We start from the raw sequence: 24,856 nt of genomic DNA, 5'->3' as shown, positions 1-24,856 counted from the left end.
AACGTAATGGGTGTAGATCATTAGAATCCTGCGCTGAGACCGAACGTAACGGTTCTCGCCAACGGGTACGTTCCATAATCAATACCTGCCGATAACGGGCCTTCATAATTGCTTACTTCCGGATTATAATTGAGGTATTTCGTCCAGGTGTAAAGATTTTGTGCCGATACATAAATCCGTACCTGCTGTAGTTTGACTTTATTGATCAAATCAGTTGGAAGCCGGTAGCCCAGACTAACGTTCTGAATTCGTAAATAGCTGGCGTCTTCTACCCAGCGAGAAGACACTACGTTATTGATACCCGTTGTGCGGGCGTTAGCGCGAGGAGTTATGCCATCGCCAGGCTCACTTTCTGAACGCCAGCGGTTTAGTACGGTCGTCAGCTGGTTCTGATTCCCTTCGACATTATCAAAAAAACGCCGTCCTAAGTTAAGTGCCTTAGCGCCCTGTGTTCCCTGAATCGCGACGTTCAGGTCGAAACCTTTGTAGCTGGACGAATTGGTCAGTCCGTAAATAAAATCGGGCTGATTGTTGCCAATGTTGGTTCGGTCGTTTGCCGTAATTTTACCGTCGCCGTTTACGTCCACATATTTCACGTCGCCTGGTCGGGACGTAATGTCGTGGGGATTGGCGTCCAGATCGGCCTGATTCTGGAAGATACCGATTTGTTTGTAGCCATAGAAACTACCGATGGGTGAACCAATCTCGGTAATGTTAATCTCGCTGATGCTACCATTGCTCGTCCGGATCGGGTCACCTGTGGGACCCAATGCCAACACTTTGTTTCTATTGAACGAAAGATTAGCTGTGGTGGTCCAGACAAGACCTTTGGTGGTGTTACGTGTATTCAGCGAAAACTCCCAGCCTTTGTTTTCCATCTTGCCAATGTTTTTATACGCTGTCGTGAAGCCCGTGAGCGACGGAACATTGACCGATAAGAGCAGGTCTTTTGTGATTCGGTGGTAATAATCGGCAATCAGATAGACGCGGTTATTGAACAAACCCACATCAATACCGATATCAAACTGCTGATTCTTCTCCCACCCCAGCCTGGAATTGGCCAGCGAAGATGGCGCTAATCCATTGACCAGATTATTATTGAAACTGTAGTTGTCAGGTCTTAGAACGGCCACGTACGGGTAATTATCAGCGAACGCGTTATTGCCCGAAAGCCCATAGCTGGCCCGAAGTTTTGTTTCGGACACGGTACGTATTCCTTTCATGAATGACTCTTCGCTAATACGCCACCCTAGCGAACCCGCTGGGAACGTACCCCAACGATTGTCTGGGCCGAAGATGGACGACCCATCCCGGCGAACGGATAGATTGACCAGATACTTACCTTTGAAGTTGTAATTGGCCCGGGCAAAATAAGAAACCGACGCATTTTCGGTTCTAAATGACCAGGCCGTTGTTGTCGATCCCTGGGCGCTTCCGTTTAAGGTTTCAACCACATCATTGGCAAAAGCACTCGCCGACGTACTGCTCGACTCTACTTTCGACGTTGTTGATTCCATGCCGACTAAAGCCTCGAAATTGTGAACTGACCTGATTGTCTTGTTGTACGTAAGCACCTGATTAAACAACCACCCTATTCCCTGATCCGAGTAAGCACTGCCTGTTGCGGTTGTAGGCGGTAATACGTTACTCAGTGGCATTCTCGACGTACGATACGTATTCCGTCGATTGCCGCTAAAATTGATGTTACCCGACACCCGACACGTAAAATCGTTCAGGAAACTGTATTCGGCGTAGAGATTACCCAGCAGATTTGAGGATTGATAGGGGCTGCTGTATTCGGTAATATTGGCCAGTGGGTTGGTAACGCCCGGCAAGTTATAAGGCGCACCTAACGCCAGTTGAGACGAGTAAGAACCGTCCGCAGCATAAATTGGGGCCATCGGTATGGCTGCTAACGCTGCAGTGATGATTCCGCCGTTAAACCACTGACCTTCAGCAATGACTTCCTGCTGGGTTCGGAAGGAAGGATTAAGATTAAACCCAAGTTTAAGTCTGGGTAAAAGATTGACTTCGACATTAGCCCGGAAAATGTACCGATCCAGTGACGATTTCAGAATGATACCATCCTGCTTTAAATAGCTGCCACTGACCAAAAAACGGGCTTTTTCGTTACCGCCCGAAACCGAAAGCTGATAGCTGCTCATTTTAGCCTTCCGGAAAATCAGATCCTGAAAATCGGTATAGGGTAGGTTTGCTACGTTGGTTGGATCGTCGTAATTGAACCAGTCGAACAGATCGCCCCTCGGGTAGCGGTAGCGTAGATAACTGGCTGGCCGAACGCTGTTGGGATCCGTTGCTTTACCACCTGCTACGTTCTCCACATAAGCCGTATTAGCGGCTTCTCTGGCGAATTCAGCGTACTGCTGTGAGTTCAACAGGTCGATTTTTTTCGTCACCACCTGAAAACCCGTATACACATCCAGATTAACGCTTGTCCGGCCAGGTTTTCCGCGTTTCGTCGTTACCAGCAAAACCCCGTTCGACCCTTTTGAGCCGTAGATGGCTGTAGACGAAGCGTCTTTCAATACGTCGATGCTTTCAATGTCGATGCTGTTCAATAACCCAAATACGTTCGAACCAACAATATTGCCATCGACTACAACCAGAGGTGAGTTACCCGCGCTGATCGATCCGAATCCCCTGATTTTGATTGCTGGCGTACTGCCGGGTGCGCCACTGCTCTGCTGAATAACAACGCCGGGAATTTTTCCCTGTAAGGCCGTTGCTACGTTCGATACAGGCATGTCTTTCACTTCGCTCATCGGCACTGAAGCGATGGCCGCCGTTACGTCAGAGCGTTTCTGCGTACCGTAACCGACCACGACCACTTCGCCCAGTGACTTGGTATCGGCGGTCATCGTTACCGATAGGGATGTCTGGCTGCTGACAGCAACTTCCTGTTTCAGATAGCCAACGAAGCTGAAAACCAACGTTGTTTCGGTATCGGCCATATCGATTCTGAATTGGCCTGTCGCGTCAGTCGTTGTGCCTTTTTGTGTTCCTTTTATCAGAACGTTTACGCCTGGTAAAGCTTCGCCACCCGCGTCTGCAACGATACCGGTAATGGTACGTACAGCTACGTCAAGAGTCGTAGATTCTACGGGTTTAATCTCGCCGTTCTGAGCCGATTTAGCAGTGTGTTCGGGCTTGATAATGATGTTATTCCCGCTGACTTCGTAGGTCAGTTGAAGTGGTTTCAGGATACGATTCAGGACATCCGCAAGTGGCTCTGCCTGACTGCGTACGGTTATTTTACGGTTGGATTGAATCAGTTGCGGACTAAAAACGAATCGTGCATCAACTTGTTTTTCAATCTGTTGTAGTACTTTTTTTACATGCTGTCCTTCGACCTGAATTGTAACTTTCTGGTCGAGAAGTTGTTGCGCTCTTCCATCACGTGCCCATGACATTCCGGCTAGCGCACACACCAAAAACCATTGGATGAAGGTAATACGCATGATTGTTAACAGACGGTCATGTGCCAGTGGTAGTTTTTGCATACATTTGTTACGGCTTGTTGGGTGAGCGAAAAATTCGACAAAGTCCCCCTAATCCATTCATTATCAGTGAATGACTTTAGATCGTCAGGTCAGTAAGTAGGGGAGTTTCAGAGGTCAGTCGTGCGGCAACATGGCTGGCCTTTTTTGTGGTCGTAGCTGGGTTTAAGGTGTTTCAGATTAGGGTTAGGAATAGTAACGATTATTGACAACGCTGACCACCTGTAATCACTACTTGATTACCCTGTATAGAGTAGTGAGCATCAAGGGCCTTACAGACTGCCGATAATTTTTCGTGAAAAGGCTGGCCGACCAGCGATGCCGTCAGTGAGCATTTGCCCAATGCCGATTCATTATAAACGATATCGATACCATAGGCTTTTTCAAGCGTACGGAACACGTCCGACACGGGCGTTTCATCAAAATCAAACGACTGCTTGGCAACGATCAACGTACCGGGCTGGAGGAACGTAGAAACAGTATCTGTTTTTCGAACTAAATGGTGGCTATCAGCTACGTATTCAGCACTTTGATTGGGGGTCAATACCAGACTATTCTGTTCTGAATCTGTCGATTCCGGGTAAAGAGAAGTAGTCTCATCGAGTGAATAAACCGCTACCTTCCCAGTTTTAACCGCCACTTTGATAGGCTGATTTGTCTCAGGAGCGTCAATGGAAAAACTGGTGCCCAGGACTTTCGTGGCTACTCCCCGCGTATATACCAAAAACGGGTTTGCAGGGTCTTTCACGACTTCAAAAAAGGCTTTCCCCGTCAGATATACTTCGCGCTTCGTTAACGTATTCGGATAACTCAAGCGACTTCCTGGCTGGAGCACAACCGAACTACCGTCGCTTAAAAAAATGGTCAGCGGTTTGGTGTCATTATTACGGGTTTCACTCAATGCTGTTCCCTGAGGAGCCGATTGAATAAAGCGCTGGTAGCCTTGAGGTTGTTTTTCGTTTTGACTATACCAATATGCCGTTATACCTAGTCCTAATACCAGCACTACTGAAGCGGCTATGCGAGTCCACGACCAGTTGTAGGCTACCGAAGGCGTAAATGGAATAGTCGTTTCGTGAATTCGCTGCTGAATGGTTTGCCGCATCAACTGGCTTTCGGCCATTGACGGTTTATCCTGAGCTGTCTGTTCGGCTAATACCAATACGTATTGACGGGCCTGCTCCAATACGGGTTTCTTGTCTGGGTGTAACTCCTGAAACTGCTGCCAATATATATCCTGTGCTTCATCAGGATGCTTTACCCAATCCCGAAAGTCAGGGTCTTTCAGAAAGTCTATCAGCGAATACGAAGCTTGTTTCATAGTGTCAAGAAAACGGCACCCACACAAGAAGATATAGAATTATTCTCCTTTAATTAGAAAGATGCACTAAACCATCGGATGACCTCTTTACCAGCTAACTATTTTTCGAGAAGATTTCACTGATTGATTAAAAACAAGAGAATTAATAGCGAACCGATAAGCCAGTTCCGATTGTGGCGAAGCGCCTTAAGGCCTCGATGGAGGAAGTTCCGGACGGATTTTTCGTTGACATCCATAATCTGAGCGATTTCGCGAATGCCAAAATCATCGTAGTAGTATAGAGTCAGGGCTTCTACTTGCCGCTTGGGTAACTGCGTGAGGAGTTCCTGCAAACGACGACGTAGCAAGTCGCGGGACTCCTCTTCAATTTGCACCGTTTCTTCATTAATGACGGTTAAAGTAGTTTCGTCATCATAGATCTCCTGAATATCTTCGCCGAGCTGATATTTTCCCTGGATTCGCTGCAATCGACGACGTAAGGCACGATACAGATAAAATTTGATAGACGTAATTTCTCTCGATAGAGTGGCTCTCATGCGCCAGATATCAATAAAGACCTCCTGAACTGCATCCTTGATTAAATCTGAATCGGAAGAGAGTTTACGGCCATAATTATATAACGTAACATGGTAACGGTCGAAAATAGCCGTCAAAGCAGCATCATCTCCTTCGCAAAGACCCTGCCAAAGCTGCTGATCGGTCGAATGAATCCAAAAGGTAGGTAAACTGGCCACTGTTGCTTATAAACAACCTGATTGTTGAAAATCTACAATTGAATAAACTTAATAAAAGATGTGTAAAATACAATTTATATGTGAAAGACTGACCTCAATCGCTAAAATCTTTTAGGGTCGGTATAAATAGGCTAACTAATTTTCTGGCTAATAAATGATCCGTTCCAGCACACTTAGCCAGGTCATCTGCTGGATGGCTTATCTGCATTCATCCCGTCCTTTATATCAACACGACAACTTCTTCAGGAAACCTGAACTGTAGACTTTTCCTTCAGATGCAACGAGAGCGTTAAAGAATGCAACGAGAGTGTTAGCGAATCAATGGGTATGAGCGTTACTTGCCAGCGGATTTTAAATTTGGTCGATTACGCTTTGCCCCGACAATTCAGACACGTTGGGTAGTTAGCTTTCACATTGAATAATCCATAACTCTTACCCAATATGTCACGTTCTAACGACTCTTTCTTAACCAACCAGGAACTTATTGCTCAATACCGGCTCAACAGATCACCTGATTATTTTAAACTGCTTTATGAGCGGTATGTGGACAAAGTGCATCATCAGTATAACGTATCATCTACTGTAAGCAAAAAGCGATTAATTAAACGAACATGAACACATTCTGATCTTATCAGAAAAGCTGCTTCTCTGGTTATTGATCTATACGCAACTGGCTTCCTGGGGTATAGCTTAGGTTTAGAAGCTATACCCCAAGAAGCCAGTTGCGTATATTCATCTTACTGTTGACCCGCTGGCTATACATGATACAAATTCACAATAGGTAACTAAGGAACGACGACGAAGTCTATTACTAATGATATTAGTATTTTAGTATAACTTTTAAGTAAAATTATACAATTGTCATATACTTCTTCCACTTTAAAATAGCCAACGTTTTCACTATTTTTCTACTCTAATGGCTGTTCATTCGTTCAGTAAAGTATGCTTATACGGTATATCTTATTTATGAATTTTCAATTAGAAATGGATAGGTTGTGCTACCGCCAGCAATTTTTTATTCTTCAAGATGAGTAGTTGAAATATACCTCGTCAGAGTAAATAATAAGGCGGTAACAAAATGTGTAATATATTAAATTTATGAATCACATTTTAATTGATTATTACTAAAGATAAACTAAAATTTAAATATAAATAAAGGCTGATAACCAAAAAGAAATCTATTTTTATAAATGTAAATATTTATAGCTGAGTATTATGTTTTTTAATTGTATGTGTCTGTATAATAGAAGTTTAAACTAAGGAAGCTGTTTGAGTTTAATTGAATAATAATAAGTCGACTGTTTTTGGTGTAACGAGTGACTTTCGGGTTTTTATAAAGTCCAGGTTGCAACTACGAATCAAGCATAATCTGTAGGATTTTGTAGACATATACCATTAAACAAAGTCAGGCTCGATGAAGACTATTAAATTGTTTCTATCCACAATTATATCTAGTGCTTACTCTGAATATATTTATACGCATACAGCAAAAGCTAAGCAGTCTCTATCTGATAAAAATGCTGCTCAACATACCAAGTCGAATTATTCGCTGATTAGCTTATCGTCATTTACTTATTCATTTTCGAAAATTTATCGCGCTTTAGTACTTGTTTGTTTTCTAAGTGTAGGACAGTTTTCACAGACACTAGCCCAAAATCCACTTGCCCTGGCTGATAAATTTAATGTGTTTCTGGCAAATGATGCCACATTGTCTACGAACGAAAGTGATGGGCCGGTGGCGATAGGTGGCAACCTGACTGTAGCCGGTTATTATCAGGTAGCTACTCATGGCAGCTCCTTTATGGTTAATGGTTATCCAGTTGGTCTAGTCGTTGGTAAGGGCGTTAAATTACAAAGTGGTATTCTTCAGGTCAACAGTAATACGTACGCAAAAATTGGCGCTTGCCAGGGAAATACGTCTAGCGATGTTCTGAAAGTCTGGTATCAGAATGATAATAACGCTTACTCGACCATGCGAGTGACTAAATCGACGGCTGGCTACAATAGCGAGCCATACATTCAGATCAATACCAATGCCAATAGCTCAACAGAAACCAATACACCAGTTTGTAAAGACAATATCGTTGCTTTTGCTAGTGCTTTTACTACGTTGAAAGCTAACTCGGTAAGCTTGTCCCAAAAGGCAGATAACATTTCATTGACCAATGCAAATGGCAATCCTCTTGATGTTACTAATATGCCTGGTCAGGTCTATGTAAATCTAGAGTATAGTATTAACGTCTGGAATATAAAAGGATCTGATTTGAATAAGATTCAGACTCTAACCTATTCGAATGACAGTAACAAAAAACCTTCGGCAAATCGCGTATTAGTCATTAATGTTGATGCTGCGGGAACCACCTTTGTCTGGAACACGCCTAACCAAGGGGGAATGGGTAATGGGACGCCTTATATTTTGTGGAATTTTTACAACACGACGAACCTTCAAATTGCAGGTAATTCACAAATTTCAGGTAGTGTTTTGGCCCCTTTTGCAGATGTGGTTAAAACGATCAATCAGGCAAATATAGAAGGCCAATTGATCGCCAACTCTCTTGTCCACTCAGGCGGGGAGATGCATTTCTTCCCGTTCAGTGGTAACATCCCAACAACTTCCTCCATTACTATTTCGGGTAGTGTCTTTAATGATAGCAATGGTCTGACAGATGGAACGGTTAATGGTACGCCAGTCAATACTCTTTCGGGCAATACGTTCTCAGCCAGTCTGGTGGGCTCCGATGGAAAAGTAAAAGCCACGACTACGCTTACCAACGGCACTTATGCTTTTACAAATGTTACGCCTAATGCCTCTTACTCGATAGTACTAAGCAATTACCCCGCTGTAGTGGGCTCTGGTCCTCCCAGTACTACGCTCACAGGTGGAGTGATTAACACTGGTGAACACATTGGTACTGGTTCGGGGAGCGATGGCACTCCCGACGGCGTTATTTCAGTAGCGGTAAGTACGAACAGTGTGACAGACGTTAATTTCGGTGTTAAAACTTTACCCGATTTAACCCCTATCATTTACGCCCGCCCTTCAACGATTTATGGTACAACAGAAATTACCGTTGTCGTGGATGTCGTAGAACTGAATTCAATAGCGACCAATGGCCTTATTACAGTTAAGGTAACACGAGATGCCAAAATCAGTCTTTCATTTCCGACTAACGCCACCTCAATTAACAATAAAACAGTCCAAAATACACTCTGGACATGCAATAGCCTGGATCCTACGTATTATATTTTAACTACTACTTCAGTTGTGCCTGCAGGTGACAAGCTATCCTTTGGCTTCACAGGTACGTTAACACCAGGGGCGACAACGGGTGTTTTGACGATGAGCTCAGTCATTTTGGGGGGTAGTGGCGGAGAAAACCGGGTCAACAATAACGTTGACGCTGACAAAATCGACTATTTCCAACAATGAGCATAGTAGTACAAATTACCCTATTTTCTAATGAATATTTTTCTCGAATAGTATAGAGTAACTGTGTTTTTGTTTTTCAATAAAAACCTTTGATTACTAATTAACATACTATAATACATTACAATGATGAATAGTAAAATAAAAATGAACCGAATGTTGTTGCTTTCATGCATCAGATATTGTAGCTTGCTTAATCTCTTTTATTGCGATGCCGTCAACTAATTCTCAAAGCACAGAGCAGGCTGCCGAATTGCTCAAAACAATTGCTCATCCAATCCGATTACGGGTTTTACTGGTCCTGATTGAACAGCCTTCTATTAATGTTTCAACTTTACAAACTCAATTGAAGATTGATCAATCGGCATTGTCTCATCATTTGATCAAGATGAAAGACAGAGGACTGCTTAATAATGTCAGACGAGGGAAAGAAATCTATTATAGCTTAGCCGATACGACTTTTGCTGAAGCAGTTAAGTTATTATTAAATAAACCAATGCATTAGGGAAAATAGGGTGGCAAAAGCTTAGCTTAGAACTGAGTTCATCGTGAGGTGATCATACTGTATCCGCTCAACAATTGAAAAAAAGAACTATCAATCGGACTACCTCTAAGGCTCTTCCTGTATCACCTTGATATATTTCCGTATTTCCTAGAGATGGGATTCGGTCTAAGCTCGCTACGTTATTAGCTTCAACGAGTGGTAAATCCGTTCAACGACTGACGGTAAATTGGGTAGGATTTTACGAAAGGTATTAAACCTGGATTGGCAAACTTTCCAATGCCTGACGCGCTAGTTCGAAGCGCTCCTCTTCTGCCAATATTTCATCTGGCTCACTTAAGCAGTTTTCCCGCCTTTCATCAATTGAAGTTGTGTTGAGTTATTTGACCAAGCGTAATTAATCGGAGTAACAATTATGGGCGATAGCGTTGATCCAGCCGGGCAGTAGAGAAACTAGACCGCTTTTGAAAGGCTTCCAGTTTACTAAAAGCTATCGTAAATACATCCTGGTTAAAATCCTGGGTCTGTTCAGCGTCTCTGATCATATATAAACACTGCTGGTAAACTTTGTCGACGTACCGTCTATAACGTTTCTCAAAGCATTCATTGTGTTCTAAGAAAGGTATTGACGAATAATTTCTTCATAATTAGTTACTTTTTTTTGACATATACCTACGTTTAGGTTAGATAATTGTCAAAAATGAATGTATGTGCTTACGCATGATATTCTCTTGACTATAAATAGGTTAAGTTAATGCACTGATTTACTAAGTGGTGTATTATTGGCCTTCTATTCAAAGAATTTACCAGGTATATACTACTTCTTGTTTGAGAAAACCATTTAGTGTTACTATAAAATAGGTAACCGTTTAGTAGATTTGCGTTGTCTTCAAATTGGCCATATGCTATTTTGGTTATATTATTTTTGAGAGCACTACTTTCACACACATCCTCATTAATATACGATCCACACTCATCTTGCTTATTACTGGATCAACTTAGTCAACCACTCTAATTTTTATCGATGTACCCATATCTATTAGTGATTGTAGCTGACGGGCTCCGTTTTACAACGCGTCACAAAACCTATGGTGAAGCATTAGTGATGAAGCTGGAATTAGAGGCTCAATATGGTAAAATGTTCTGCATTACGTTGAGCTTTCGCAGGCAGCCCGAAGTAATTAAATGGTAAGTTTGCGTATATGAATTGGGTATAATATTGCTGTTTAGCAACAGCATTACAGGAATTTTCGGGTACACGTCAGACATAGGCTTTCGCTGTAGACTTCCAGTTGAGTTGGTGCTAATCCATCGGCTTTTGCCGTCAGAGACAAGCGGCCTCCCGTACCTTTTTTTGCCCGGATAATCACCAGCACCATACCATGATAGGCCTGACGCTCGTGTGAAGCAAAAGATACCAGGTTGGCTGGGTCTCCATTGTCGGTAGCTACTATTTCTCCGGGACCCTGCAATCGGAAGCTTACCCTGTTGTTGGCGTCGGGAATCATTCGACCGTTTTTATCTGTAATTTTTACCGTTATAAAGGCCAGGTCTTCACCGTCAGCTTTGATTTTCGTATGATCAACGGATGCTAGCAGTTTCGCAGCTTTGTCGGTGGTTCTTACAATTTCCTCTGCCCACTTTCCCCCTTTTTTGTAAGCCACTACTTTCAGTTCACCAGGCTGATAGTTGACATCATCCCAGCGAAGACGGTACTCAAACTCGTTTTTCTTTTTCCGACCAAGTGATTGCCCATTCAGAAACAGTTCAGCTTCATCGCCCGATGTAAACACATGCACAGGTGTGATTTCACCTACACGATTGGGCCAGTTCCAATGGGGTACTATATGAGCAATCGGTAACTCGGGTCTCCAGCGCGATTGGTATAAATAAAATCGATCTTTTTTGAAACCAGCCAAATCAATAATGCCGGAATAGGAACTACGAGCGGTGTAGTAGGGTGTTGGCTCACCCAGATAGTCCCAACCCGTCCAGACAAATTCACCTGCTACGTAGGGATGACGATCCTGTGAAGCAAAAACCTTATCGGCAGATGCTCCAAACGCGGCCGTATAAAGTTCATAGGCACTTACTTCTTTCGTTTCAGGATTTCCTCCTGTACTGTTGCCCACTGGGGCCGAGTTATCCGTACTCACTGGAAAAAGGTAAGAACCACGTGTACTCAGGGCGGAGGCCGTCTCACTGCTCACAATCATCTTATCCGGAAATGCTTTTTGAAAAGCCGGGTATAATGGTGATGTTCGAATGCCTTTTAAGTGAGCGTAGGCAGGAGCATCTCTAATCCCCTCACCCTGATAATTAAGACTCATAAAGTCCATTACTTTTGAAAACGGCATATCGGGCTTGGCATAGTTCTCGGAGGCCGACGCAGGTCTGGTGGGGTCTTCTTCGTGTACGATATCGTGTAATTTTTGGGCAATGGCTGCTCCGGCGGTATCTGTGTATTGTTCGCCCACTTCGTTGCCAAAGCTCCAGGCCATGATGGACGGATGATTCCGATCCCGGCGAATAAACGCCCGAGTGTCTGGCTCATGCCAATCGGGAAAAATCAAATGAAAATCATGAGGTGTTTTTTTTCGCTCCCAACTATCGAAGATTTCATCAATGACCAGAAAACCCATTCGGTCAGTCAAATCAAGTAACTCGGGGGCGGGGGGATTGTGGGCCATTCGAATGGCATTACAACCCAGTTCACGTAGCAACTCAAGCTGGCGTTCGGCAGCCCGTATGTTGAATGCAGCGCCTAACGCCCATAAATCATGGTGCTGATTTACGCCTTGTATTCGGACTGATTGACCATTGACCAGCAAGCCTTTGATTGGGTTAAACTCGATTTTTCGGATACCGAATTGCGTATCGTATTCATCGATCAGCTTACCATTTTTTAAAAGTTGGGTACGAGCTATATATAGATTAGGCTTTTGCGATGGGTAGGGCCCCCAGCGTTTCGGATTTTTGAGAATCAATTGTCGTTCGTTCACCCCGCTTTCGCCAGCTTTTATGGTGATTTTTTCAGCTGGGAATATACCGACAGGCTTTTGAGTTCGAGTGGCAATATCGGTCAGTACGTAAATTTCGGTTTTTACGTCAACAGTCTGATCAGTTTTCGCTTTGTTCTGGATTTGTACCGATACGTGAATGGTAGCTTCGGTTACTGATACGTTAGGTGTGGTAATAAACGTCCCCCACTGAGCCACATGCACGGGAGATACTTTGGTCAGCCATACGTTACGGTAAATTCCGCCACCCGGATACCATCTTGCCGAGTGGTTGGGATTATCTACCCGAATCGCTATCTGATTGACTCCGCCAACGTTCACATAGGGCGTGAGGTTTAAACGAAACGAATTATAGCCGTATGGCCAGCCTCCAACCAAATGTCCATTGAGCCAAACCATGGCATAAGACATAGCCCCGTCAATACCCAGGTAAATGATTTTACCCTGGTCAGTAGCCGGTATAGTTATTTTTTTGCGGTACCAGGCTACCCCGTGGCTAGGTAGTCGTCCCATTCCGCCCCCTACTTCTGGTTTATCACCATCATAAAACGGGCCTTTGATTGCCCAGTCGTGGGGTAAGGTTATTTGTTCCCAGGTATTGTCGGCAAAATTTTCTTTTACAAACGAAAAATCTGCGCCTGGCTCGCCAGCAGGCCGTATATGTTTTTGGGAGGGATTTTTGATAAAATCATTCGCCGTTGGTAGAATCCATTTTTTCAATACGCCATCGCCTGCTTCTAACTTGATCGCTTCAGTAGGTTTTGAGTCGGCTACTTTGCTGTCATTTGCCTCTTGTATAGGTGGGCGAATATCATAGAGCAGTTTATCGGGTTCGGCGCCATAGCGCATAAATCGCCAACCTTCGTTGAGCTTTATACGCTCTCTGTTGATAGACGTAATGACATCAGATGTACTATTAGTTTTTACGGCCTGACCAACAGTGGACATAATCGCTGTAAAAACGAAGAACGTACCATACATTAGTCTGGAGCAAAAAGCCCAGGAGAGAAACGTTTTTTGTTTCATCTTAAACGTTGATAACCCATTGGTTGTAGGGGGGATCTTTGGTTTGGCTATCGTATATACGTATAACCACTGACATCTAAAACGGAAATTCAGGGTAGTGTAAGCGTAAACTATTGAATTCAACGGGTAGTAATCTATCAATGAGCCAGGCTGAAATTGACCGACTATTACTTGGCCGTTCGTTCATACTTCAGCAACTTACTGGCCCAGGGAATAAAATAGTAAAAATTAGGTGCATCTGTATGGCCGCCATTATGTTGACGCCAGGCCAGTTCACCATCCAGCAGGCCAGTCAGTACAGGAGGCATTTTTTCAGTAGTGTATTCGTTACTTACACCTAAATCTCTGACCCCAAGTAACTTAAAAGCTGATCCGGCGGCTACCGTGGCCTTATAGCTCCCGGTTTGGTCGAGCCATTTAGCGTCTCCTTTTTCGGGTATACCGTAGCTGACGAAGGTAGGACGTGGAGCACAAAGGGCCAGTAGTTCATGCGAGTCAACCGATAAATCGCAACCCGTTTTACGACCAAATGATGACTCCTCAGTTGCGTATTTCAGATAATTACCGGCCATCCAATGATAACCGCCACTGTTGGCAATACTTTCAACAGCTTCTCCGAACACCCGACGCTGCAACGTAACTCCTCCTTTTCCTGATGAACCGATCAGCCCCAGACCAAAACGCTGATCAAAGGCCATAGTAACCAATGCTGCTTTTCCGTATCGAGAAACACCTTCAATGCCAACCTGTTTCGCGTTTACCTGTGGTTCCGTTTCCAGATAATCCAACGCGCGGGATGCTCCCCAGGCCCAGGCTCGCAGGGCACCCCAATCATCGGGTTTACGAGACTGGCCTTTGTTTACTAACCCAATAATCCCCCGTGTCAGGCCAGCCCCGTTGTCGGCCTGAATAGTGCTTGTCTCTAGGGTGCAATAGCCCCAGCCAGCCGCTAATAGTTGCTCAGTTGGCGGTGAATCGCCGGTGGGAGATGGTGCAAAGAAGTTAGGGCCAGGCAGTCTTGTTATAGGAGCATAAGCTGGATATCGATCAAAAACGGCCTTCAGCTCCGGATTTTGCCTGATCATCAACTCCTTGAATGACGTATTGATTTTTTCCATGTCGGCGAGCGAAGGCTGAGCAGGGGCTGGTAACGTTGGGGGTAGGAAGCCAAACATCATGAGGACCGGCACCGGGCCTTTTACGTTCTGCGGCAGGACTAACACCATGTTGATATTCACACTGATCAACGGGTACTCGCTGTTATCAACCTGACCAATCAGTTGTTTAGCCACCACCGGAATCCGGCCTACGAATTCGTCGTCCGTAACTTTTGTGATCCAGGTTACTTTCGGTACATTCTTAGGAATTCGACCATACATTTCCCGTTCAAAATCCTCGACCAACTCGGGGCGACGTACTTTCCACCACTGATCGGACGTAGTCACTTTTTTTCCGTTTCGGGTTGTGAGAATATCAGGTAGTTGCGGGCAGGGATCCGCCTGGGCTTCGTCGTAATTGGCATGGTTAGAATCTGACTCATTAGGACTGGGACCGGGCCTTAACTTTCTGATCCCCAACTGCTGCATCATATTCGCCTGATCCTGAATAGCCGAAAATGTTTTGAGTGGAGAGTACTTACTACTGTCGATGACAGCCTGTTGGGCTACGCCCTCGTGATACAGGGCTATAGCCAGCACAAACGTCAAGTATTTTTGCATGATCCTTAGGGTTTGAGAAACCGTTTATTGGTCCGTTCGGAAAGGAGAGGCTGGCAGGCCCTCTTTATTGTACAAATTTGGATTAACTGGATTATCAGCCCAGGCGTAGCGCACGTACTGAGGATTGGGCACTTCCTCACTCCACAAGATTACTTTGTTGCTTTCGATTTTGGCTTTAGCCCAGACAAACTTTTTATCAGAACCGGCAATGGCAAATTCACTGAGTTCCTCCCCATCATTAGTTAGCAATCCCCCGCCGATATTCGTAAAACTAACTACGATCTTGTTTCCTTCAACCGCAACTGATTGATAGAGTGGGCCTGAAGAAACGAGATTTTCCCTATAAGCCGTTTTCATAGCGGCCAGAGCCAGCCGTTCGCCCACGTCTTTCTTATTGTCGGGGTGAATATCATTCCACTCGCCCAGGTCAATCGCCACAGCCATAGCCGTATTCGGAACCGAAAGAGCCTGAAATTGCGCTTCCCGTAGTATGGCCCAGTTGCTTTCTGACGGTTGATAATTGTAATCCATAAAACCCGGGAGCTGGACATACAGAAACGGTAATGGTCCCAGTTTCCAGCGCCTTCGCCAGTCATTGATCAACGCGGGTAATAGCGTTACGTATTCCTGTGGCTTGCCCGCATTGCTTTCACCCTGGTACCAGCAAAACCCTTTTATCGCATAACTACTTTCCGGGGCTACCATCGCATTGTATAGCGCCGTTGGCTGATTCTGGGCATTGAGACCACTGACCAAGCTGCCACCCGCAAATGGTCGGTAAACCGTACCCACCTTATAGTGCCAGGTTCCTTTCAGATCAATCGTATCGGTTCCGGCGAAAATACAGTACGGCTTGTCGGGCACAAAGCCTCCTTTACCGGCGTTGTTAACGACTCGTATCACAAAAACGTTTTTGCCTGCTTTCAATACGTCAGCTGCAACGCTGTATCGACGTTGAGGATACATGTAGGAGGTCTTTCCAACCGGTTTGCCATTAATATAAAGCTCATCGGCATCGACGATACGTCCCAGAAAAATTCTGGCAGGCTTTCCTGTCATCGAAGCGGGTATATCGATTTCTTTTCGGTACCACACAACACCGTTTAAATCCTTTATGCCCTGGTCTTCCCAATAGCCCGGAACATTAATCGGACGCCAGCCTTTGGGAATGTACGAAACGTCATACCATTTTGTGCTCCCTGTCAGCCCTAAATCGACGGATGCGGTTGGTTGGGTTGTTGTATATTGTCTTCGTGTAAGACTATTGATGTACGTAGTATCTTTATTTTTTTCTATTGTCGTTTTCAGGGCAGAAAAATCTTTAAGTCCTTCTTCACTCATCCAGGCTTCAATAGGTGTCCCGCCTACACTGGCGTTGATGATTCCAATGGGTATCTTATTGAGATCATAAAGTTTTTTGGCAAAGAAATACGCTACTGCCGAAAAAAGTCGAACGTCTTCGCCCACGGCTGCTTTCCATTGCCCATTGGGAAGATCGTCTTGAGGGACTTGCAGATTTGTTAGGGTAGGTACTAAAAACTGCCGTATCTGCGGATAGTTAGCCTCCCGAATTTCATTGGCATACGTTACGTCGTGAATATTCAACTGGTGAACCATGTTGCTTTGTCCGCTGCAAAACCACACATCACCAATTAGAATATTTTTTAGTTCCAGTCGTGACTTACCCGCAATTTCCATCGTAAACGGCCCTCCCGATGCCACAGGAGGCAACTTTACCTGCCATTGTCCATTAGTCTCGGTTACGGTTTTATGGGTCTTATTATTAAAACGCACGGTGATTCGTTCACCAGGGGTTGCCCATCCCCAAACCTTGAGCGTGACGTCCCGTTGCAGCACCATACCATCGCTGATTAATTTGGGCAGACGTAGTTGGGCATATACGCCTGTTGCTAGAAATAGACTGGCGAGGCACAGGCCAACGGCAGAGGTAAATCGGAATAACATTTGCTTGTTTTTTGGAATTCGTTTTAATGCTTCTTTCTGACTAAGGTAACTTTGCTCAAAATCGCTGAAATCCAGCATCAGTTTTTCCAAAATAATGCTGTGATCACTATCCAGAATTTTACGGTGTGCTTTCAGAAATTAATGATTTTACGGATAGTCGATTTGATAGTAATAGTCTTCGATACCCATTTATTCCAGATGACTTTGTCTTTTTTGTTAAGGCTGATGAATGGTGAACTTTCACCATCCACTATCATGGCACACTGAAGACTATGTCCACTACCGTTGAGTCGAACGGTGTATGCTGCACGGCTGCTATATCCTCTCGATTAGGCTGTTGCCAACAGGTAATAGCCGATGTGGGGCTGGCTCATCAAGTGATTTCACTTACCGTTATTCAGTTGATGGTCTTCCACCATAAGCAGTGACTCGTCGGTATATAACTCTTTCAGTTTATTATCATACACCTGCTTATTCAGTGTTACGTAGTAAGACATCGTACTTAGGCTGGCACAGGCTTTGATCGGATGCGAGACCAACTGGAAGTACGCATCTTTTGAGCTATCTGGCAATAGATTGTTTATGGCCTCTACCTTTTTTAGAAGATATGTATACTCTGTAACTACTGTTTTTCGCTCGCTCGTACTAAGGCTATACGTAACGGAAATTGACGAGGGAGGCTTTCCAGAATATAAGCTGGCAAAAGCGATACTGGCGAATTAGAATGTAAACTTACTTACACGATTATGAATTGAGTTAACTCAGTTTCGCTAACTGAGCTAAATATACTTCCAGAATGCCTTGGTAATGATTTCGCAATTGAGTCCGGGAATAAGTATTCTTAATTGTGCGTTGGGACTACGCAATGAGCCTGTTTATCTGTAAAATGTATGCTGTCCTACTTTCTAAAGAAGACTAAAAATCAGGCGACTGCGAAAATGGGAGCGTCATTGAAAAATACATGATCTGAACCCGTTGATTCAATCGGTTCAACCGCTAAGTAGGAGCGATCATCTTCTGGTACTTGGATTCATCAGGAGTGACAAGCTCAACGACATTGAGTTTCTGCAACATGCTTTCCACAGCTTGCTTCATGACGCGCATTAGACTCTCCAGCTCTTCGAAAGGACACTGGCTACCAGGGGATACGTTGTGGTAAATATACAATCTGCTTGACGCTATAAGTCGTCAGTTGCCGGGTAAACTCGTAAAAGGTCACTGCCCGAATCCAATCGGTTCCGCGTCTTGACGAGACGTAATATTTACAAGGCATGTAAGTACCTGGCATCTTGAGCCGCTAGACGATTTTTATTCGGATTGAAAACGACTATAAAAAAGTGGCTGAACTTTTCGAACATGTATTAGTCATGCGTATTGTCACTGATATACTTCTTTTGATTCTTAGATTACTTATTCTGCTGCACCTATGATATTTTAGGTATATTTAATGATAGTTTTAAGGACCAGATGAATAGCTGGGCTGCTCTGTTCGATTCATAATCATCATTTACCCTCTTTTTACCAAACTAATGAAACATCAACTTTACTTACTCTTCTTTTTCATTATATCTTGGAGCACCACGCTCAGACGATTCTTAAGCAGGAATCCTTCGAAACTGATGGTGAGGGGACCCGCTACACCTCGAACACTTTTGACGGCCGTCCAACCCTTACCGCCCAGTATTTTTTGCGGGCGCAGCAGCCGGTTACGGGGTTCAATACCACTTTTGCTGCTGCTGGTGCCGACGGGAGTTGGTTTTGAGCGGGCGAAGGCGTGAGAGGACAGGTCGGCAATGCGCCCGATCGCGCTCCCAGGTACGTGTAGTTGAGTGACATCAACATTGTCAGCAAAAGCAACATCCAGGTCAAGGTACTGCTGGCTGACCCGCGCGGGCTCAGTAGTGGTGCGACAATAGGCCAGGGGACTAACAACTGGGAAAATAACGACTTCGTGCGGATTAAAGTCCGCGTGAGTGGCGGCAACTGGGTGACGATTGGCCAGTTCGTGGGAGATAATGCTGGCGTGGGCGTGGGTGGTCGGTTGCGACAGGATACTAACCTCAATGGCGCTTCCTCTGATGAGCCACAGTCGCCTTTTGTTGACAACTACTTCCAGGATTTCACCTTTAATATGAATGACTCTGGTACGACGATGGGCGTGCAAGTGGAAGTTGACCAGAATGGCGGTACGGAAGAACTGGCTTTCGATAACATCCGCGTGTTCGGGACTCAAGCTACGACGGCGGCCCCCGTACTGGCTAACATCGAAAGCGCCAGCCTGAATTATAATGAGGGTAGTCCGGCTGCTGTTATTACCAGAACCTTGACGGTAAGTGACGCTGACAGCCCCAACCTGACGGGGCCATGGTAACACTCACTACAGGCTTCGTGTCGGCGCAAGACGTCCTCTTGTTTACGAATCAAAATGGCATCACGGGCTCATACAATTCCAGCAACTACTCACTGCTGAAAATATTCGACTTTATCCGAGTCACTGTTGTTAGTTAGCTTAGCCTCCTTAATATTTGTGGGTAATAAGATCGTACTGATCGATATCACACCATTTGTAGCACCTGGACTTAGCATACCTGTTAGACCGAAAGAGAGTCTGTCACCCGCTGGTACACTCTGCGAAGTGCTCAGTATATAGTAGTTCGGATCTGTGTTACTAAAGCTCCAGGCGCTATTCTGCACCGGGCGGCCACCTACCTGGGTAGCATTGGGGGGGAAATTCAGATTCAACTTGGCATCTTTGGTGACCCTAACGGTAAATAATCCATTCGTAGCGACTGAATTAATTTCCACAACATCGATCACCAGATTCAACTCGCTCATACTGCTTATAGTAGTTGGACGGGCATAAAGCAGCAGAGTTAGGTCGGAAAGAGTCGTGGCAGTGATAACAAACAGGTTCTGGTTAGTCACCGAATTCGATACGTAATGTGCAGCCGTATTAACTGTGCTGCTGGTGGTGACTGTAAGTGCCGTATTCGCTGCGGGTGCGTGAGCTATTTGTAAAATAGGCTCAGCATAGCCATTTAGCTCGGAAGTTAGATAATTAATCCCAACACTTCCCGTAAATAGTAAGGGTGAATCTAGCTGATAAAGCCGATTGATACTAGGACTTCCAGCAACGGGCGTAGTCGTTTTCTGAATACTATTGTTGGCAATAGTTAGGCTAGTCGACGGAGTAAGCGAGAGACCATCGATCGTTAAGGTAGCCCCTGGCTCAATACGTATGCCCGCGCTACCGACCCAAAGTTGAGCAACTGCTGGTAGTGAAAGTAGCAGGGCGAGAGCAGTTAGATAACCGTTCATGAGTCCGTATTATTTAGTGCTGAAAGACATAGCAGCGTGGGGGGCTGGGTTCTGAAGCAGGGCTTCTATTTTGTCAAGCCGGGCTTGCGTGGCTTTCTCGATCTGTTTGGCAGCAGCCAGTTCCACTTTAAGCTGGTTAACTTCGGCATTCAGTTCTTTCACGGCTTGTACTAAAGGCATGACAAACAGCGTATAGCCCAGTGTATAATATTTGCCGCCCTCCTCTTGCCGAACCCCTTCAAAATTATAGCCGACTGCTTGCGCAGCTGCCTCGACATCCTGAGCCAGGAACCCACTATGAAGCGTTTTATCTTCGTGGATACTTTCCAACGCATAACCTACCAGTTTAGCCTCTTTCGTCTTGTTGATGTAGTAAGTAACCGGCGTCAGTTTTGTGATAAAGCGCAGACCTGGTACATTGGCTTTGATGTCTTCTTTAATACGTTTATCTGAAAGGGAAGAAATAGTCTGTACATTACAGCGTAAAGAGGTGATATTATTATCTCCCAGCACAATCTGGTTATTGGCATTCACCCTAGCATTAGCTCCGATGGCTGTCGAATTAGTCAGATTGGAGTTTGCTTGTAGCGGTCCGGCATTACAGCCCAATGCTGTATTAAAGTTGCCCGTAGTATTATAATACAAGGCTTGGGTCCCTAAAGCCGAATTATATTGACCCGTTGTGTTGGAACGTAGCGCAACATTGCCAGCAGCCACATTGCCAAGCCCCTGTGTATTGTCAGCTAGGGACGTGTTTCCTACGCTTACATTATCATGTCCATCGATGTTGCTACTCAAAGCATCTTCGCCGACAGCTACGTTAACGTATCCAGTTGTATTTACAGCTAAAGCATTGTGACCGATGGCCGTGTTGGCATCAGCAGTGGTATTATTTTGTAGAGCGCTCGCTCCTACAGCTGTGTTATAGTTCCCGGTGGAGTTTTTTTGCATAGCGTTAATTCCCAGAGCGGCATTATTATTACCACTGGTGTTACTTTGTAATGCTACGTTGCCCACAGCAGAATTGCCAGAGCCAGTGGAGTTAGATACCAAGGCCGCAGCTCCTGAAGCGGTATTACCCGCACCCGTAGTGGTATTATGTAAAGCCTGAAAGCCTGAAGCGGTATTATAGTTACCACTGGTAAGATAATATAATGAGTAGGTTCCTATAGCTGTATTAGCCTGACCTGTTGCAGTAGGGTTAAACGCCAGATAGCCCAAGCCAAGATTATAAAGAGTGGCATCAATACGACCAGCGTTTTGATTATTTACTCTGAACCGAAGCGGCACGTTGTCCGTCGTACCCAGAAAACTAGTGTTTCCTGTGCCTGCATTACCCGTTATACTCCAGGCTCCGTTACCACTTGTACTAGCCACTCCACCCGGTGTCCAGACAGGCCCAGTGGGTGTACCCGTGTTAACTTCAATCTGCTGGGTGCTAGTATTAAACACGAGTAGGCCAGTAGCCGGGTTTTGAATTTGGCCACGCTGGGTGGTTGTTACCGTTGGGGGTAGTAACCCTCGGTAGGAACTACCCGATGAATAAGGCCCTGCTTTAATCTCCAGTGACGCTGAACCATTGGTGGGGCTAGCGCTTGGGCCAATAGTCATTTGAGCGTGTACGTTGAGTGCGGCTACAATAAAACAGGTGGAGACAGTAAACTTTTGTCCATACACAATCATTATTTTCATAACAGTAAACGTTTACATAGGAATAAATCAATGAATGTATGCTATAATCAATATCTATTAATGAATGTTTTAAAGAAATATTTAAATATTGGTTTATTTATAGTTAATATAATAAATTAAAAGTTAATAATAATTATTTATTGAATGGTAAATACATAGTAAGCATTGCACAAGCGTAGTCATGTAAGTTAATATTGCACTTTGTCTCTGCCTGAAGGTAAGCTAGCGGGTCAATCGATTCTCTTTGATAGATACAATCCTTAGTTGGCCGTTCGCTCAAAGGCTGGAAAAGGAGTATGTGCCAAAATCGTACACATATAAACCGATAGCTTACATAGCGAGTGGTGAAAGTGAAGAAAGTGACAGCTCAAACAAATACTTTTTTCAATCAATTTCTGGGCGGTAAGGTGGTAAAGTCTATATAGGGTTTTACTATTACATTACCAGCTAGAAAACAGAGTTATATCTACAGCCCTAGAATTGATTATTCGCGGAAAAAATAATTTTTCTAATCGTACAGCTAATCCTCGCCCTACTATATACCACTCTAAGCAGCTCACAAAAGGGTTATATCAGTTGTACAAATATTGTACCCTATGATGTACCCAAAGTGAAAATTTTAAACAAAAAGCCGATCAACTATTCAGTTAACCGGCTGTAAATGAAAAATTTAACTTCGAGCGGGAAATGGGTCTCGAACCCACGGCCTGCAGCTTGGGAAGATAAGGATGTATATATTGGATAGTTTGCGTTAGTATTATAAATCATTGAAATACAGCAAAATAAGGTTATTTTGCTTTCGTTATTTTTGGTCAGTTATGGTTAATATAGTATGTTTGTGTAAACCAGCTATGGGTAGTAGCAAAGCACAGAACCCGAATCAGGACCTCATCGATCAGGTGTTGGTTCGGGTTCATAGCGGTCAGGATCTGGAGCAGGCGGTCACGGCGGTCGGTTCTTTGAGTTGGTTTTATACCCGACTCACCAGGAAAGAGCGGGCGCCGATTCTCAGGGCGTACGGGGAGCGGCAGGCGAGTTTGCAGCAGAGAAATCGACTGGCTAAAAAGTAGGCTGGGTAGGGCTAAAATAACCCGTTACTCTTATATCATAGTACTCTTATAATCGGCTCAGTAATACATATTTTTTTAGGCGTTTACCACTTGTATTTTTTTTGACCGGGCCAACCGTTGTGAAGCCTCCATTGCAGGGGGCCTTATTTATTTTGAAAACTCACGTCCCCAAACCGACTATAGCTCCTTGATCAGGGGAAATGGTTATAGGCTATTGAAAGTCTATGTATCGATTAAGATAGATTATGCTTCCATCGCGGAAAGTTACACGGCAGATACACAGAAAAGTTCCATATGCCGCTGTTTTAATGCCGATGAAACCATTGTGTGCAGTTGATTTGAAGATGTGATTCTGCCAATAAGGACCCATAAAAAACTCCGCAAAAAGTACTTCAGATAGATCTTCGGATTGATGTTTGATCAAATAGATAAAAACGTCGAATCGCTGTCCAAGTACTGAGGAAGGTTGCAAGGAGTGAGTTAGAAAGATCTTTCTTTTTTCTTCCATTGTGGAATCTAGAAGTTGATTCCATTTTTGTGGGTCTTGACCTACAGAAGTCTGGAGATATGCTTTGGCATACTCCCTTAACTTTTTTCTAGAATATTTACTGAACGAATAAAACCAGCCTCTCAAGCGACTCGGCTTTTGCCCCCAATCACCAACGTTATCAGGTGCCAGGGAAGTACCTGCAGATGGTAGATTGTAAGGGTCAATATAAGTAATGTCTTTTGTTGCTATGTAGCGCCCCAAATCTGCTACAACTTTGGTGGCAAGTTGATCTTGGTTTGTAAACCATGCACAGATATGCCGCTTAAGTAAAATATCTTTAAACGCCCGAAGCTTTTGCGCATTTTCACCTTGATCAGTGTGCAATGGCGGCCATGGTTGATTATCGTCTATGATGTAGATAAAGCGTGGAAGATTAGCCTCAGAGGCAGCTTCGTACTCCATTTCCAATATGGATTTGGCTGAACCATCGGGGCAAAACCCATATCTGAATGCATAGATACCCACAAAAATTTCGCTTTTATTTTTGATAATGTCGATGCACTCCTGTGCCGGGTACTCGTTTCTAGCGCCAAAGTTTTCCATTGAAACATCAGTTATACCGAGTTGTCGAATAGCAGCTTGAACCGTAGTCCTGTGATCAGCTAAGTCTTTGAAAGTAGACGATAAAAAAACACGATATGGAATAGCCATAAGAAACAAGTTAACTTTTAATAAGTAAGCTTACCCCTCATTAATATTACTCACAAAAAAATCAGCAACTCTAAGGCATGTAACCCTCATTAATCCTATATCTCGCCCTTTACTTTCACATCATAGTACTTTCACATTTGACGTAAAAGCAGGTAAGTTTTATGGAGTACAGAACATTCTTTTTACCTGCCGTTAAATCAATTCGGCTGTCCCATAATGCCGTGGTTGGTAACTTGGCAAAGTTCCTAAAATAGCAACTATCCCGAGCCTAATTATCGCATCATGAGCAGCACTGAGAACATTGCCGAGACCTTTGTACCATTCTTTACTAAGCACCTCCCCAA

The 24,856-nt window shown here is 44.3% G+C and carries 17 protein-coding genes; 7 read left to right on the top strand and 10 right to left on the bottom strand.

Annotation, left to right across the window (positions count from 1 at the left end; all coding sequences use genetic code 11):
• Positions 1-20: 20 nt before the first annotated feature.
• From IC230_RS30235 to IC230_RS30225, 3 genes are all read right to left on the bottom strand, one after another.
• Positions 21-3,521: a TonB-dependent receptor gene (locus tag IC230_RS30235; RefSeq protein ID WP_223860948.1), complete on the bottom strand. Its 3,501-nt coding sequence runs from the start codon at positions 3,519-3,521 to the stop codon at positions 21-23.
• A gap of 199 nt (positions 3,522-3,720) precedes the next feature.
• Positions 3,721-4,839: a FecR family protein gene (locus IC230_RS30230; protein WP_191042816.1), complete on the bottom strand. Its 1,119-nt coding sequence runs from the start codon at positions 4,837-4,839 to the stop codon at positions 3,721-3,723.
• A gap of 116 nt (positions 4,840-4,955) precedes the next feature.
• Positions 4,956-5,573: an RNA polymerase sigma factor gene (locus IC230_RS30225; protein ID WP_317171869.1), complete on the bottom strand. Its 618-nt coding sequence runs from the start codon at positions 5,571-5,573 to the stop codon at positions 4,956-4,958.
• A 441-nt stretch (positions 5,574-6,014) separates the two neighbouring features.
• Between IC230_RS30225 and IC230_RS30220 the strand changes: the two genes are divergently transcribed.
• The 4 genes from IC230_RS30220 to IC230_RS30205 all read left to right on the top strand — a co-directional run bounded on the left by IC230_RS30220 (position 6,015) and on the right by IC230_RS30205 (position 10,694).
• Positions 6,015-6,188: a hypothetical protein gene (locus IC230_RS30220; RefSeq protein WP_191042815.1), complete on the top strand. Its 174-nt coding sequence runs from the start codon at positions 6,015-6,017 to the stop codon at positions 6,186-6,188.
• Between the two features lie 799 nt (positions 6,189-6,987).
• Positions 6,988-9,003, top strand: coding sequence for a choice-of-anchor A family protein (locus IC230_RS30215; RefSeq protein WP_191042814.1), 2,016 nt, complete (start codon positions 6,988-6,990; stop codon positions 9,001-9,003).
• Between the two features lie 208 nt (positions 9,004-9,211).
• The gene (locus IC230_RS30210) at positions 9,212-9,505 is read left to right on the top strand and encodes an ArsR/SmtB family transcription factor (RefSeq protein ID WP_191042813.1); all 294 of its coding nucleotides are present in this window, start codon (positions 9,212-9,214) and stop codon (positions 9,503-9,505) included.
• A 1,021-nt stretch (positions 9,506-10,526) separates the two neighbouring features.
• Positions 10,527-10,694 carry a hypothetical protein gene (locus IC230_RS30205; protein WP_191042812.1) on the top strand — a complete coding sequence of 56 codons (168 nt, stop codon included), beginning with the start codon at positions 10,527-10,529 and terminating at the stop codon, positions 10,692-10,694.
• A gap of 46 nt (positions 10,695-10,740) precedes the next feature.
• Here IC230_RS30205 and galB read toward each other — a convergent pair whose 3' ends face one another.
• The 4 genes from galB to IC230_RS30185 form a co-directional block, all read right to left on the bottom strand.
• A complete protein-coding gene (gene galB, locus IC230_RS30200) occupies positions 10,741-13,548 on the bottom strand; it encodes a beta-galactosidase GalB (protein WP_223860947.1) in 2,808 nt (935 codons plus the stop codon).
• Between the two features lie 167 nt (positions 13,549-13,715).
• Positions 13,716-15,266, bottom strand: coding sequence for a glucuronyl esterase domain-containing protein (locus IC230_RS30195; RefSeq protein ID WP_191042811.1), 1,551 nt, complete (start codon positions 15,264-15,266; stop codon positions 13,716-13,718).
• A 24-nt stretch (positions 15,267-15,290) separates the two neighbouring features.
• The gene (locus IC230_RS30190; RefSeq protein ID WP_191042810.1) at positions 15,291-17,231 is read right to left on the bottom strand and encodes a sialate O-acetylesterase; all 1,941 of its coding nucleotides are present in this window, start codon (positions 17,229-17,231) and stop codon (positions 15,291-15,293) included.
• Positions 17,232-17,614: 383 nt separating this feature from the next.
• Entirely contained in the window at positions 17,615-17,803 is a 189-nt protein-coding gene (locus tag IC230_RS30185) for a hypothetical protein (protein ID WP_191042809.1), read from the bottom strand.
• Positions 17,804-18,801: 998 nt separating this feature from the next.
• Between IC230_RS30185 and IC230_RS30180 the strand changes: the two genes are divergently transcribed.
• Positions 18,802-18,993, top strand: coding sequence for a hypothetical protein (locus IC230_RS30180; protein WP_191042808.1), 192 nt, complete (start codon positions 18,802-18,804; stop codon positions 18,991-18,993).
• A gap of 63 nt (positions 18,994-19,056) precedes the next feature.
• The gene (locus IC230_RS30175; RefSeq protein WP_191042807.1) at positions 19,057-19,602 is read left to right on the top strand and encodes a hypothetical protein; all 546 of its coding nucleotides are present in this window, start codon (positions 19,057-19,059) and stop codon (positions 19,600-19,602) included.
• Positions 19,603-19,691: 89 nt separating this feature from the next.
• On the opposite strand, the gene IC230_RS30170 is transcribed toward IC230_RS30175, so the two are convergent.
• Entirely contained in the window at positions 19,692-20,549 is an 858-nt protein-coding gene (locus tag IC230_RS30170; protein WP_191042806.1) for a hypothetical protein, read from the bottom strand.
• 9 nt (positions 20,550-20,558) lie between these two features.
• Positions 20,559-22,241, bottom strand: coding sequence for a tail fiber domain-containing protein (locus IC230_RS30165; protein WP_191042805.1), 1,683 nt, complete (start codon positions 22,239-22,241; stop codon positions 20,559-20,561).
• 851 nt (positions 22,242-23,092) lie between these two features.
• Between IC230_RS30165 and IC230_RS30160 the strand changes: the two genes are divergently transcribed.
• Positions 23,093-23,311 carry a hypothetical protein gene (locus IC230_RS30160; RefSeq protein WP_191042804.1) on the top strand — a complete coding sequence of 73 codons (219 nt, stop codon included), beginning with the start codon at positions 23,093-23,095 and terminating at the stop codon, positions 23,309-23,311.
• Between the two features lie 211 nt (positions 23,312-23,522).
• On the opposite strand, the gene IC230_RS30155 is transcribed toward IC230_RS30160, so the two are convergent.
• Positions 23,523-24,512 (bottom strand): DUF4062 domain-containing protein, encoded by a 990-nt coding sequence (locus IC230_RS30155; RefSeq protein ID WP_191042803.1) that lies wholly within the window; start codon positions 24,510-24,512, stop codon positions 23,523-23,525.
• Positions 24,513-24,856: the final 344 nt, after the last annotated feature.

It is taken from the genome of Spirosoma validum (assembly GCF_014699035.1).
In the GTDB taxonomy this organism is placed as follows: Bacteria; Bacteroidota; Bacteroidia; order Cytophagales; family Spirosomataceae; genus Spirosoma; species Spirosoma validum.
Note: the sequence above shows the minus strand (reverse complement) of the source record. Positions and strands in the feature narration are given on the sequence as shown.